This window comes from Maribacter dokdonensis DSW-8, assembly GCF_001447995.1.
Lineage (GTDB): Bacteria > Bacteroidota > Bacteroidia > Flavobacteriales > Flavobacteriaceae > Maribacter > Maribacter dokdonensis.
Genome location: NZ_LDPE01000008.1, coordinates 1 through 14034, shown reverse-complemented (window position 1 = coordinate 14034; position 14034 = coordinate 1). Strand labels below are relative to the sequence as shown.

The following is a 14034-nucleotide window of genomic DNA, read 5'->3' as shown; positions in this document are numbered from 1 at the left end:
GGTCTACTACTATTATTTCTGGTTAGGTTTTGAATTCGTTTTTAACATGCCCTCAATAATAGAGGCAAAATTACCCGTAAATAGATTGGTCAATTCCATCACCAATTTAGCCGCAGCGACATCATCCATAACTTTTTTACGTAGTTCTGGTGGAACATCTTTAAGATCCCCTTGTAAATTTTTAAATGGATTATTGTCCTGTTCTAGCATTAAGGTAGGGTTTTATACATTTCCGTTACTTTCGCTTTTGCCCTTTTGAGCCTCATTTTTATCGCACTCGGTTTTAAATCTAAGATATTTTCCAATTCTTTTATTGATGCTCCATCTTGATATTTCAATAATAATAGAGATTTATCTTCTGGCGCAATTAGTTCCAAAGCCTTTTTTAGCTTATCTACCTGCATTTGCAATAGTAAATCATCGGTTACATCAACAGGTATATCTTCTTGAGTATCATATTTAATTGAGTTATCATTTATTTTTCTTTCCTTATTTCTGTTCACGTAATTGACACAAAAATTATAAGTGAAAGAGTAGAGCCAAGTAGAGAATTTTGAATTTCCCTTGAACGAACCCAACTTAACAAATAACATTAAAAAAATATCTTGGGTTAAATCTTCAGCTTCTTTGTTAGACTTTGAAAATCCTAAACACTTATTATAGACCAATTGAGAGTACCGATCATATAATTCTCCAAATAATAAAGAATCGTTATTGGCAACAATTCTCTCGATCAACTCATTATCGGTAAGTTTTTCATGTGCGCCTTTAGAAACCGTTTTATTTCCAAACTGGTTTCCAATGATTATAAAACAAAGCTTCTTAAGAAAAGTCACCCTAATAATTATGTTTACAAAAAAATAAAAGTAGGTTAAAGATACTGTAATTGATATATTTACTTGAAAATCTACAGAAAAATGAAAAAATTAATTCTTCTTTCCATTCTTGTTTCAAGCGTATTTACAGGATGTAAAACCGACCAAAAAAAATCTAAAGTTGTCGTTGCCGAAGATAAGGAATTGACCGTTCTTGAAAAAATAGCCAATGCCAACGGTTTTGAACACTGGAAAGATGTAGAGCGTATAAAATTTACTTTTAATGTAGATCGTGAAGATGAACACTTTGAACGTACTTGGTTATGGGAAACGGGTTCTAACGATGTAACCATGATGACAAGACAAGACACCATCTCTTACAACAGAAAATCTGTAGATAGTACCATGACGGCCACCGATGGCGGATTTGTAAATGATAAGTTTTGGCTATTGGCACCATATCAATTGGTATGGGATCAAAAAAGTTTCACCCACAAGCACACAGAAAATGTAGAAGCACCGATCAGCAAAGCTACCATGCATAAATTAACCACAGTTTATAATAATGAAGGTGGCTACACACCTGGCGATGCCTACGACTATTATTTTGGAGATGATTATATTATTAAAGAATGGGTATACAGAAAGGAAAACCAGTCTGAACCTAATATGGTAACCACTTGGGAAGACTATAAAAACCTAAACGGGTTACACATAAGCATGATGCACAATAGACCGGATGCTGATTTCTCACTTTATTTTTCCGGGGTAGAGGTGAAATAATATGGTACAAAGTTTGATACGTTTCAATCTTAACAACTAATCCATGAGACCATCATTCTTTCTGTTTTTTCTACTTTCATTTATTGGATTTTCACAACAGACTATAGATGCTGTAATAGTAGATGGTGCCGACAATGTTCCTCTTGAATTTGTCGGTGTCTATAATTCTAAAGATCATACTATTTCCAATGAAGATGGTCGGTTTCAATTTTCATCACTATTTGATTCCATTATAATTTACAGGGTTGGTTATGATAAATTAACTACTACTTTTCAAAAAGTAAAGGATACCATTTTCCTCAACAAAAGTGTATTGGAGCTTAATGAAGTTACGGTTACGAATGAAAAAACCCTATGGCAAAAAGTTGGGGATTCTATTAGATCTAATTACCCTATTTATCCATATAAAGAGAAATTTCTGTTGAGAGGTGTTTTAAGATATAATGGTGAAATTACCAGAATTCAAGACTTGCAAGGTAAACTGGAAAGAAGAACGCTATTATATACAAAAGAAATTGACCCCGATAAGAAAGACTTTAAGGTAGAGTTGACCAATATGCGTAAAGTTGGATTAGTGAAAGATGAAAATGAAGTATACTTCATTTTCGAAACCTTTTACCAATTATTCATGAATTTCACCCCTATGAACGCTACTGGAGATGCTTTTGATTTGACCGAAGCTACTTTTAATAATGGCAGTAAGACCAATTTAAGTTTTCAGACCAAACCAGAAATTGAAAATGAAGAAGTAAATGGCCATTATATTATCAACAATAATGACCATGCTATTGAAAGAATTTACATGGCCATTAACAATAAAGACAATCCTTATAAAAAGGATGGCAATATTAGATTTAGAACGGTCTCCGTTGAAAAAGAAATGTCACTTTCCAAATCTTCAAATACAAACAAATATTACATAGCCACGGCAAAATATGATGTAAAGGTAGAGGTGACAGATGATAAAAATTCCTACACCTCTTTTTATGATGTATCTTTTATATTGACTACATCTGACCATGAGGGCGACTTTCCCGTCAAGAAAAATGTGAGCACTTCTAAAGATCTATTCAAAATAAAATACCCGTACGATCAGCGTTATTGGAATGCTCAAAATCAATTATTGCTAACAGAAGAAATGCTGGATTTTATTGAAAAAGTACAAGATCCCAATAATGAATTTAAAGTAAGAAGCAATATCAAAAACTGACCTAAGCTTTCTTTTTCTTTAATAAAAATGTAAATAATAGAATTAGGAATCCACAAGCCAAAAGTACCACGAAGCTTCTGGTCAAACTATAATTCTCTGCTAGAAAACCTAAAATTGGTGGGGCACACAAAAAGCCGGCATATCCTGAACCTGCAATAAAGGCAATGCCTTTAGAAGAATCTATTCCTTTTACATTCCCCCCTATTCTAAAAACTTCAGGTACCATGACAGAAAATCCCAATCCGTTTAACGCAAAACCGATAATACTTAAGTAAGTATTTGTTGTCAATACTAAAAAGTATCCTGCAATTGCTAAAATTGCTCCTACGGCAACTATCTTGACCGATCCAATTTTATCACTGATCCCATCCCCTAAAAACCTTCCTAAGGTCATGGTGATTTGAAACCCTAAAAATCCCAATCCCCATAAAGTTTCTGGCGCTAACGCAATTTCCTTTAAATATAGTCCGCTCCAATCTACGATAGCACCTTCACTACCCATGGCCAAAAAAGAAATAAGACCTAATAGCATTAACGGTTTTAACAAACCAAAACTAAAGGGTTCATTTTCTATTTCTTCGGCTACTTCCGTAAAATATTGTTTCCTAAATTTAAAATTGACCACCAAAACGAGTAACACGGCAATGAACATGTGTAGTACGGGATTTGACAACGGACCAATTAAAAAACTACCCAAACCTGCCAAAACACCACCTAGACTAAAAAAACCATGAGATGCTGCCATAAACTTTACCTTATCCTTTTTCTCTATTTCCGTTACCAAGGTATTCATAGCAATATCCGTGATACCATTAGAAGCCCCAAAAAGAAACAAGGCTGCCATTAACATATAATAACTGGGTGCCAGTAGTGGCAGCATGGCAGCAACACAACTCGCCAACACCCCGTAAAATGTGCTTTTACCAACCCCTACCCTATTGATAATACCTGAGGCAAACGGAAAAACCGTGAATACACCTAGTGCCAAAAAGAAAATAGCTATACCCAGCTCAGACTTACTAATATGCAAAGTCTCTTTGACCGTGGGTATATAAATGGCCCATGTTCCAAATAGTATGTTGATACTTGCAAATACCCATGACGGACCAAAATAACGTGCTTTCCCTAAAATTAATCGTAATGACTTCACTTGGTTGTCAGATGTTAGTTATTGGTTACTTCGGCTACGCTCAGCACAGGTGTTGGTTGTTGGTTGTTGGTTGTTGGTTGTTGGTTGTTGGTTAAAATTGAAAAAATACCTTTCTATTTTCTTTTCTCTCTTTTCTATATTCTAAATTCTACAAAATTTTAATTGGCAAGTACTCCTTCTTTTAATATCTGCCCAAAACGGTACATATCTTCAAACGTAGAATAGAAAGGAGCCGGTGCTAAACGAATTACATTGGGCTCTCGCCAATCTGTCACCACCCCATTTTCCATCAAATAATTAAACAACGCCTTGCCCTGTCCATGTAAGAACACAGAAAGCTGACAGCCTCTATCTGCCGGAGTTATGATTTCAAAAGTGCTATCTACCTCTTTATCTATTTCATGTAGAATAAACTCTAGATAGGAAACAATTAATTTTCTCTTATCAATCAATTTATGCATACCAACTTCTTCAAACATGGTCAATGAAGCCAAATAGGGCGCAACCGATAGCACAGGTACATTGCTTATTTGCCAGGCATCGGCATTTTCCATAGGTTCAAACTCTGGCTTCATTAAAAAACGGGTTTCCTTTTTGGTTCCCCACCATCCTTCAAAACGCTGAATATCTTTTTTATTCAGGTGTTTTTTATTCACGAAAATTCCAGAAGCATTTCCTGGTCCGCTATTCATATATTTATAACTACACCATGATGCAAAATCGGCATCCCATTCATGCAGTTTCAATTCTACATTACCAACGGCATGTGCTAGGTCCCAACCCACATTGGCACCAACTGCTTTTCCTGCTTTGGTAATAGCTTCCATATCCATTACTTGACCATTGTAATAATTTACTCCGCCAATTAAAACAAGTGCTAGTTCATCTCCCAACTCTTCAATTTTTGCCAGTATATCTTCTGTTCTCCAATGATGCTCCCCTTCTCTCTTTTTAATCTCTACAATAGTTTCATCCGGGTCTAGCCCATGAAAACGAACTTGACTTTGAAACATGTATTGATCACTAGGAAATGCTTTTTCTTCACAAAGAATCTTAAATCTCTTTTGAGTGGGGTTGTAAAAAGAGACCATCAATAAATGAAGATTCACCGTAAGCGTATTCATTACCGATATTTCTTCAGGCAACGCCCCCACTACTTTTGCCAAGGGCTCAGCTAGGCGCTCATGATAGTCCCACCAAGGTTTTTCTGCATAAAAATGACCTTCAACGGCAAGTTCCGCCCAATCTTTCATGACCTCATCTACAAACGATTTGGTTCTTTTTGGCTGTAATCCTAAAGAATTACCGGTAAAATAGATGACCTCCTTCCCATTAATTTTAGGAAAAATAAATTCATCTCTATATATATTCAAATTGTCTTTTGCATCTAATGATTGTGCAAACTGCAACGTATTTTTAAACTCCATAGCTAATTTTGTATAAAGGTAAACATAAGCCTATAATATTATAAGCTCCATGCAATAATAGCATTTTAAGATTCTGTTCTTAATCGCATTTCGATCATGTGTCTTTTAAACCCTTTTTTTTCATAGGCTTTAATAGCAGGTTCATTTTCCTCATATACATGCAACCTTATTTCCGTAAGCCCAATATTCATGGCCCAATGCTGTAAGGCTTCCACAATTTTACCGTTAATTCCCCTGCCCCTATATTCCGGATCGGTATACATAAAACCCAAATAAGCATAGGTCTCATGATCCAAGTAAGGTCTTGCCTGTTTTTCCAATGCATAACCCGTTGCCACAATTTTATCTCCGTCACAAGCAACCATAAGGGTAGCTCTTGGGTTTTCTATCAATGCATCTAAATCATAGTATTGCACATCATTATTTCTAATAGTTGGATCCATTGGGCGTTCTGCCTTGACCACTTCTTGCTCATATTGCAATAGTACAGGCACATCATTTTTTAGGGCTTCCCTAAGGGTAATTTCATTGTTCATGGTTATGCTAATTTGAGTCCATTAAAATAAGGCTTAAAACCCTATTTTTGCAAAAAGAAACGCATGCATTTTTTATCGCCACTTTTAGAAAATTACTTAGCGGACCATTCACAGCCAGAACCTAAGTTGTTACAAGAACTTACCCGAGAAACGCATTTAAAGGTTATACAGCCCCGTATGCTAACGGGGCATTTTCAAGGTCGTGTTTTAAGTTTACTTTCTAAATTGATACATCCTGCCAACATTCTAGAAATTGGCACGTATACCGGTTATTCCGCTTTATGTCTTGCGGAAGGATTACAAAAAAACGGACAATTACATACTATTGATGTCAATGCAGAACTAGAACAAATTCAGCGTACTTTTTTTGATCGAAGTGATTATGGTAATCAGATCATACAACATGTAGGTAATGCTTTGGACATTATCCCTAAAATGGATATCACCTTTGACCTTATTTTTATTGATGCGGAGAAAAAGCAATACGATAAGTATTTAGATGTTGTACTACCCAAAACCAAATCTGGCTCTGTGATACTTTCAGATAATGTATTGTGGTCAGGTAAAGTGGTTGAGCCTTTGAACCCAAAAGATGTGACCACAAAAGTATTGTTGGACTATAATAAAAAACTAAGTGATCATCCACAATTAGAGACGGTATTGCTGCCTATTCGTGACGGACTGACCCTAAGTAGGGTAAAATAAGTAAACCGTATAACTTGTAGAACAACCAAGCAGAGCATATACCTACCAAAGCACCTACCATTAAATCTATAGGAAAGTGCACCCCAACATACACCCTACTCATAGCAAATAGTATAGGCCAGATATAAAATAAATACACCCATTTAAATTCTCGCCTTAAAAAAAGAACGGTCAACGTGATTATAGAAAAGGAAGATGAGGCATGGCCCGAAAAAAAGCTGAACCCGGACGGACTCCGTAAAATACGGATCAACGTATTTAGCTCTTCGTCATTATTAGGTCTTAAGCGGGCTACCACATGCTTTGTCAGGTCAGTGACCGTAGCCACAAAAGCTGCCATAATCAATATGGTCAAAATCATTGTTATAGCTTCTTTCTTTGGGAATTTTATAAAGAAAAGTGTAATGATCAATGCAAAGAGTGGAATCCAAGGTGGAAATTTGGTAACGGTAGACCAAAAAGCATCGTACTGTTCTATACCTAGACTGTTAAGATAGACAAAGGCATCTCGATCCCATTGTAAGATCTTATCTAGCATAAGCGCTTATTTTCTCTTGATCGTACCGGTTACTTCATTGATATTTTTAGTGACGTCATTTATTTGCTTTTTAACGTCAGTACCTAAACCGGAACTAATATCTTGTTTCATGTCATCAATATCCTTTTTAATATCGGTCACAAAACTTGTATCTATACCTTGTTTGTCGGCACTTTTTTGAATTTCTTGTTTAATATCTTCAGTAGCATCTTTTAGCTGGCGCATACCTTTGCCCAAGCCCTTGGCAATACCAGGAATTTTGTCGGCACCAAAAACCATCACTACGATAAACATAATGAAGAAAATTTCCGCGCCACTAATAAATAATGAATACATAGCAATCATACTACAAATATAAACAAGTTTAGTATCGAAATTAAAAAAGCCCCGTAGTTATACGAGGCTTTTTTCAATAAATGTTTTGTTAATTATTCTCCTTTGATTCCTTCTTTCATTTTATCGAAATCACTTTCCTGCTCTTTCTTTGGCCAACTATTGTTAGTTGTATCAATATCAGCAGTTTCCATTTTGGGGTCTATCTGAATTCCTTTTAGCTCAGATGTAGATGAAATCACCATACTTACCTCTTTGCTGTTCTTTCTCCAGATTTCTGGCGGATAGGTTACATTCTTAACCGATCCGTCCTCATATGTATACTCAACAATTAAAGGCATTGGTAAACCACCCGGACTGTTGTACGTTACTTCGTAAAAATACTTAGGCTCTTTTATAGCTGCTCTTTCAGCGGCCGTCATATTATCCATCATAAATTCCTTCAACGTTTTAGAAGTTTCAGAAGGCAAATTATTCTTTAGTTCCGGTGATACCATACCGGCATCATCATACTCCTCTAAATATACCATTGGTGGTAAATTGGACTCTGGTATACCGCGCTCTGCCAAATATGCTTTCATCTTCTTATTTGGCTGATCGCTTACGTAGTATTTCTTAATATCCTTTACGGCCATATCCACATAGTCGGTAGTATAGAACCATCCTCTCCAGTACCAATCTAGATCAACGGCAGATGCATCTTCCATTGTTCTAAAGAAATCTTCTGGGGTTGGGTGCTTAAATTTCCAACGGTGAGAATATGTTTTAAACGCATGATCGAACAACTCGCGACCCATTACGGTCTCTCTCAAAATATTCAACGCTGTTGCAGGTTTTCCATAGGCGTTTGGTCCTAATTGAAAAACGTTTTCAGGGTTAGACATAATTGGTGCAATAGTACTTTGATCACCGCTCATGTAAGGTACGATCTTAGCTGGATCCCCTCTTCTTGATGGGTATTTTGCGTTAGGCGCAATAGCTTCTGGATATGCTTCCCCAAACTCTTGCTCTGCCATGTACTGCATAAAAGTATCTAAACCTTCATCCATCCATCCCCATTGACGCTCATCCGAATTTACTATCATTGGGAAAAAGTTATGTCCTACCTCATGAATGATTACACTGATCATTCCATATTTAGTTCTGTCAGAATAGCTACCATCCTTATTTGGTCTACCGTAGTTCCAACAGATCATTGGGTACTCCATACCTTGTCTTTTGGCATGTACAGAAATTGCTTTAGGGTAAGGGTAGTCAAATGTATGCGAAGAGTAAGATTTCAAAGTATGCGCTACAGCTTTTGTAGAATACTCTTCCCATAACGGGTTACCTTCTTTAGGGTACATAGATACCGCCATTACGTCTCTGTTACCCAATTTTACCGCTTGCATGTCCCAAATGAACTTTCTTGAGGTTGCAAAACCAAAATCACGAACATTCTCCGCTTTTAGCTTCCATGTCTTTGTTTTATCTGAAAAACCTTTTTCTGCAGCTTCTGCTTCTTCTTGACTTACAATGATTACAGGTTTGTCATATGATTTTTTCGCTTTTTCATAACGCGCCATCATCTCTTTGCTATATACTTCTTTTCTATTTTGAAGTACACCTGTACCATCTAAAATATGATCTGCAGGTACGGTAATGTTCACCTCATAATCCCCAAAAGGAAGAGCAAATTCGCCATTACCCCAAAACTGGTGGTTCTGCCATCCTTCAACATCATTGTAAACGGCCATTCTTGGGAAGAACTGTGCAATTACATATGCTCTGTTACCGTCTTCAGCAAAATACTCATAACCTGATCTTGCCCTATTAATCGTATGATCCGGTATATTATAGTTCCACTTGATCTTAAAAGCATACTTATCCCCACTCTTTAACGGCGTAGGTAAATCTACACGCATCATAGTAAAGTTAATGGTGTAAGGCAATGCTTTTCCAGAATCATCCTTAACGTAATCTATATTGAAACCGCCATCAAAAGGTTCGGTCATAAAGTTACCTACAAATTTCTCTGGAGAATCTCCCAAAGAAATACCGCTACCATTTTTTAAAGCCGCCTTAGAATCTTTAGCTCGTACATTTTGGTCTAACTGCACCCATAAATACTCCAAATCATCCGGGGAATTATTGGTATATGTAATGGTCTCTTCACCAAATAGTTTAGCATTCTTATCATCTAAACGAATGTCCATTACATAGTCTGCCTGCTGCTGATAGTAATCAGGACCAGGTGCGCCAGATGCAGATCTGTAGGTGTTAGGCGTAGAAAACTCTTCATACAATTGTTTGAACTTACTCTGGTTGTAGTGCCCAGGTTCCTTTTCTTTGGTCATCGTTTCTTGAGCAAACGTTACGGCCGTAAAAAGGAATAAAATAGACGCAAATGCGTACTTTACTCTTTTCATTACTTGGTTTTTTTAGTGTCCGAAAATTAAAGTTTTTATAGGGATATCTTAATATATGTTACAAATTTAACATTCCTTTAGGACGAGATTTCACCAAAACATGGCTTTTTTTTGTGCCTTTTACTTTCATGTGCACCACGTTTTGCTGATCATCATAAATATCCGTAAGGACTTCATCTGTAATACCAATTTGTTTTAAGTTGGATAACGGAATATTAGGTACTTCTAAATAACAAATGACCATATCAGAATCATACTTATGACCTATAAAATCATAGGTTGCCTTTTCTTGGTTTACTTCTACCAAGAATTTTGTACGTAAGTATTTTTCAAGAAAATCCTTGTCCATTTTCGTTTCCTTAGCAGTACCCAGGTTTGCAGTATAACCATATCTTTCTTTAAGTACCGTATTCATATCATCTATAAAAACACGGGTAATGATTTGTATGGCCTCATCTTTTTCAGAATAGTCTACATTGGTAACACTAATGTAAAATTTGTGCGCCCCTACGAATGCAAAAAGGGGGAGTATCAATAATACCAATACCGGTTTAAAAATTTTCATAATGTATGGTTTCATATGCTATGGAGCAAAGTACATGCCAAATATAACACCCCTAATCCAAAGCATTATTCTTTCTGTACACTATACTCTTTTGTCGTAGGTATTCCCAAATTTCCATTTCATTATGGGTATCCACAATTTGCTGAAAACGGGGATCAACCTCGCAATAATATAGAAAATCATCTATTTTATCAATAGGGATCAATAACTGTTTTTGGTAAATACTATCTGCGTAAAACTTACGTACCCGTTCCGTTCTATCATACAGTTTATTGCGCTCTACACGCTTCTTCAACATTTTAGTACGCCCGGTAATGGCATTGATCAATGGGTCAAAACTCATTATGGGGTTTGCTGTAGCCGCAGAAAGTTCCCTTTCGGCCTTGGTAGGTATTTTTACATAAGCATTTGGTAAAGCTAAAGTAGATGCGGTAACTATGGGATCCAATTCTAAAGTAGGCAGATCCTTTAAAAGGTTACCACTAAGATTATAGGGCGTTACGGTAACCTCATCTAATTCAGTAAGTGCCTCTTCTAAACCTACAGAGATAAACTTGCTTTCCAAAATTGCGGTATTTACTACCACAATTTTCTTTTTGTATTGTATGGCCGAAAATTCTAAGGTATCCAACAATTGCACGGCAACCGTAAAAAATCCGTTTTCATCGGTTATGGTGGCCCGTTGAGATGTTAAGTTAAGTACATGAGTGGCGGCAACGTCACCGTCATCACTATATACCCTGCCCTCTAATTTATTTGTCTCGCCCAATTGGGAGAAAACCGAAATGCTAGCAAGCAAAAAAAAGAATAGGAGTCTACTCCTCATTTAAATCTTTAAGAAACGATTTACTATGATTCACCAATGCATCGATCAATTGAAATTCATTTTCCTTTTTAAGTAAGGACTGCGCAGGCATTCTAGCATCACAGTAATACAAAAACTCATTGATCTTATCTTGCGGTATCTGCAGGTCTACAACAAAGAAAGAATCGTCATATACCTGTCTTAGCACCTCACTCACCTTTAACCTAGGTTTCTCTTCTTCAGCTTGGTCCTGTGATTTAAAAATGGCCCTGAAGATGTTTACGAAATTAAGACCGTCTTGCATACCTCTATCCACATCGGACATGGCAATATTCTCCACCTCTGTGCCTCGATCTATTTCGTACTCGTGCTGTTTAAATTCTTCGTTTCTCATTTTCAAGAAACGTTCTTGCTGCTCTGGGGTAATGACCACTTCGTCTAACTCCGTCACTTTTTCGTTCACCTCTACCACCAAACGGTTGTTCGCCAAAATTTCCTCGGTTATGGTCACTACTTTTATATTGTAGTTTACTGCCGTAAAAACTAATTGATCACCCACTTTTACATTAATCTTAAACTGCCCTTGGTCATTGGTAATGGTTGCATGCTCAGAAGTTGAGTTAATCACATTTTCATTGGGAACTCCAATGCTCATGTAGATTACCGAACCTCTTAAAGGTACTCTAGCATCATCTTGTGCAAAGCCCGATACTGTGATAAACAATACAAATAAAAAAAGTAATTTTCTGGTCATTTAGTGTGTCTTAAAAGGGATGATACCCTACCCATAGGGTATTCAAAAGATAAAGAAAAGATTTGTAACTATTATAAAAAAAATCCTGTCAATAAACTTTTGTTAATTTCTTATCTTCCAAGAAAGCAATAGGTCCTTATCTTCATGTAAAACCATACCGTACAACGACCATACATGTACTTTAACCCAATAGCACATTATTTCAACTTATAAATAAATGGTATTACCAAGATAATTCTATTTTTGTTTATCGTTATTTTCTCGTCATAAGACACTAAGTATGAAAGCAATAATTTTATTTATTTTCTTTATTTTTTTGGCAGTGCCCCCCGTATTCGGACAAATTAAAATAGGAGACAACCCCCAAAATATAGATGCTTCGTCTGTTCTAGAGCTAGAAAGTTCTTCTAAGGTATTGGTCATTACCCGCGTTAACACATTAGAAATGGAAGCCATTACCCCACAGCGTGGTGGTTTGGTCTACAATACCGATACGGAATGTGTTAATTACTATGATGGCACCCAGTGGGTAAACCTTTGTGATGCCGTGAACTTTACCATAACCAACGACCCTATTATTAATGGCAGAAGTACCATAGAGATTACGGAATCTGCGGCTGGGTACAACTTAGAAGTTGCCAAAAACAGCATTTTGGGCGATAATATTATTGATGGAGGCATTGGTCCAGATGATATACAGGACAATTCTATAACACAGGACAAACTGGCTGCAGAATCCGTAGGATCCAGCGAGCTTAGACAAAATGCGGTAGGTTCCGTAGAAATTAGGGATGGCAGCATTGCCCCAGAAGATATGGCCAACACTATAGCCGATCAGGTGTTGACTACAGATGAAAATGGCATTGTACAATGGGAAGACACCAACGATCTTTTTGACCTGACCTTTGATAAATTAGATAATACTCTAACTATTTCTAGATCAACTACACCAGGTGTTTCTACCATTAGTTTAGAAGCTTTGGTAGGATCAGATGATCAGCAGTTAACTTTGCAAAATAATATTTTAACCTTACAAGATGGTGGTACACCCATTGACCTAAGCACTTATACCAATACCGGCACCGATGAGCAAACAATCGCTACAAATGGAACTGCTGGTAATATTTCTATTTTAAATGGAAATGAAATTACTTTAAACGTAGATGATGCGGATGCCAATGCAAGCAATGAACTACAGAATATCGAAGAAGTACTTTTAGATGGAAATGACGCTGGAGGTATACGAATTGAAAACATTGGAGCACCAGTAGATATCAATGACGCAGCTACAAAAGCTTATGTTGACACAGAAATTGCAGATGTTGTAACCTCTGGGGGTAGTGACCCTGTTAATGAACAAAACACTGCTTTTGATGTTGTTGGAGGCGAGTTAAGGATAACAGATGTTGCAGGTACATTATCAGTTCCACTTACATCTATTGACACAGACACCCAATTGACAGATGCTGAGATTGCTGCTTTCGGATATTTAAAAAATGGAGAAATCCCTTTAAACCAAGGAAATATTTTAATAGGCTCCAACGCAAATGTAGCGGAACAAGGTTTTATTTCTGGTGATGCTACCATGAATGACCAAGGTTTACTTACCATAGAAAATGAAGCGGTTACTCCTTTAAAAATAGAACCCGGTCTAAATGGTCAGTTTTTAAGTACCGTTGGTGGTGCTGTAACTTGGGTAGCAGCACCAGGTGGAACAGGTGGATCCACCGAAGTAGCTGATGGAACAACAATTTCTGGTGATGGAACTGCAGCTACACCTTTCACAATAACACCAGGTGCCAATGGAGAATTTTTAAGCACGAATGTTGATGGAGATGTTGTTTGGGCAACTCCTCCAGGTGCAACTGGCGGAACTACCGAAGTTGCCGATGGCGTTACAATTTCTGGCGACGGAACTATAGCTACTCCTTTTACAATAACGCCGGCCGCTTTACCTTTAACTGACGACCAAGTTTTAGTAACAACTGCTGCTGGAGCTATTCAA

14 protein-coding genes and 1 pseudogene are annotated in these 14034 nt (G+C 37.0%); 4 read left to right on the top strand and 11 right to left on the bottom strand.

Annotated features, from left to right (window positions below; genetic code table 11):
- Positions 1–12 precede the first annotated feature (12 nt).
- Together I600_RS17825 and I600_RS17820 are read right to left on the bottom strand one after the other, a co-directional pair.
- Positions 13–210, bottom strand: coding sequence for a hypothetical protein (locus I600_RS17825; protein ID WP_058105933.1), 198 nt, complete (start codon positions 208–210; stop codon positions 13–15).
- The gene (locus I600_RS17820) at positions 210–836 is read right to left on the bottom strand and encodes an RNA polymerase sigma factor (protein ID WP_082643028.1); all 627 of its coding nucleotides are present in this window, start codon (positions 834–836) and stop codon (positions 210–212) included. The genes I600_RS17825 and I600_RS17820 overlap by 1 nt, the downstream gene beginning before the upstream one ends.
- An 81-nt stretch (positions 837–917) precedes the next feature.
- On the opposite strand from I600_RS17820, the gene I600_RS17815 reads away from it, so the two are divergent.
- Both I600_RS17815 and I600_RS17810 read left to right on the top strand, forming a co-directional pair.
- Positions 918–1598, top strand: coding sequence for a hypothetical protein (locus tag I600_RS17815; RefSeq protein WP_058105932.1), 681 nt, complete (start codon positions 918–920; stop codon positions 1596–1598).
- A gap of 43 nt (positions 1599–1641) precedes the next feature.
- Positions 1642–2808, top strand: coding sequence for a peptidase associated/transthyretin-like domain-containing protein (locus I600_RS17810; protein WP_058105931.1), 1167 nt, complete (start codon positions 1642–1644; stop codon positions 2806–2808).
- A 1-nt stretch (position 2809) separates the two neighbouring features.
- Here the strand turns inward: I600_RS17810 and I600_RS17805 are convergent, their stop codons facing one another.
- The 3 genes from I600_RS17805 to I600_RS17795 all read right to left on the bottom strand — a co-directional run bounded on the left by I600_RS17805 (position 2810) and on the right by I600_RS17795 (position 5921).
- Positions 2810–3958 carry an MFS transporter gene (locus I600_RS17805; protein ID WP_058105930.1) on the bottom strand — a complete coding sequence of 383 codons (1149 nt, stop codon included), beginning with the start codon at positions 3956–3958 and terminating at the stop codon, positions 2810–2812.
- 158 nt (positions 3959–4116) lie between these two features.
- Positions 4117–5385: a kynureninase gene (gene kynU, locus I600_RS17800; protein ID WP_058105929.1), complete on the bottom strand. Its 1269-nt coding sequence runs from the start codon at positions 5383–5385 to the stop codon at positions 4117–4119.
- Positions 5386–5450: 65 nt separating this feature from the next.
- Positions 5451–5921 (bottom strand): GNAT family N-acetyltransferase, encoded by a 471-nt coding sequence (locus I600_RS17795; RefSeq protein ID WP_058105928.1) that lies wholly within the window; start codon positions 5919–5921, stop codon positions 5451–5453.
- Between the two features lie 63 nt (positions 5922–5984).
- Between I600_RS17795 and I600_RS17790 the strand changes: the two genes are divergently transcribed.
- Entirely contained in the window at positions 5985–6626 is a 642-nt protein-coding gene (locus I600_RS17790) for an O-methyltransferase (protein ID WP_058105927.1), read from the top strand.
- Here the strand turns inward: I600_RS17790 and I600_RS19040 are convergent.
- From I600_RS19040 to I600_RS17760, 6 genes are all read right to left on the bottom strand, one after another.
- Positions 6589–7164: a phosphatase PAP2 family protein gene (locus I600_RS19040; RefSeq protein WP_082643027.1), complete on the bottom strand. Its 576-nt coding sequence runs from the start codon at positions 7162–7164 to the stop codon at positions 6589–6591. The genes I600_RS17790 and I600_RS19040 overlap by 38 nt on opposite strands.
- Positions 7165–7170: 6 nt before the next feature.
- Positions 7171–7500 carry a twin-arginine translocase TatA/TatE family subunit gene (locus tag I600_RS17780; protein WP_244275721.1) on the bottom strand — a complete coding sequence of 110 codons (330 nt, stop codon included), beginning with the start codon at positions 7498–7500 and terminating at the stop codon, positions 7171–7173.
- Positions 7501–7592: 92 nt separating this feature from the next.
- Positions 7593–9905 carry a M1 family metallopeptidase gene (locus I600_RS17775; protein WP_058105924.1) on the bottom strand — a complete coding sequence of 771 codons (2313 nt, stop codon included), beginning with the start codon at positions 9903–9905 and terminating at the stop codon, positions 7593–7595.
- Positions 9906–9963: 58 nt separating this feature from the next.
- Complete coding sequence (locus I600_RS17770) at positions 9964–10470, bottom strand: DUF6702 family protein (protein ID WP_157490936.1); 507 nt, start codon at positions 10468–10470, stop codon at positions 9964–9966.
- A 52-nt stretch (positions 10471–10522) separates the two neighbouring features.
- Positions 10523–11296 (bottom strand): peptidase associated/transthyretin-like domain-containing protein, encoded by a 774-nt coding sequence (locus I600_RS17765; RefSeq protein WP_058105922.1) that lies wholly within the window; start codon positions 11294–11296, stop codon positions 10523–10525.
- Positions 11286–12029, bottom strand: a complete 744-nt coding sequence (locus I600_RS17760) for a peptidase associated/transthyretin-like domain-containing protein (RefSeq protein ID WP_058105921.1) — start codon at positions 12027–12029, stop codon at positions 11286–11288. The genes I600_RS17765 and I600_RS17760 overlap by 11 nt, the downstream gene beginning before the upstream one ends.
- Positions 12030–12309: 280 nt before the next feature.
- On the opposite strand from I600_RS17760, the pseudogene I600_RS17755 reads away from it, so the two are divergent.
- Positions 12310–14034: pseudogene (locus I600_RS17755) on the top strand (hypothetical protein); the annotation flags it as partial.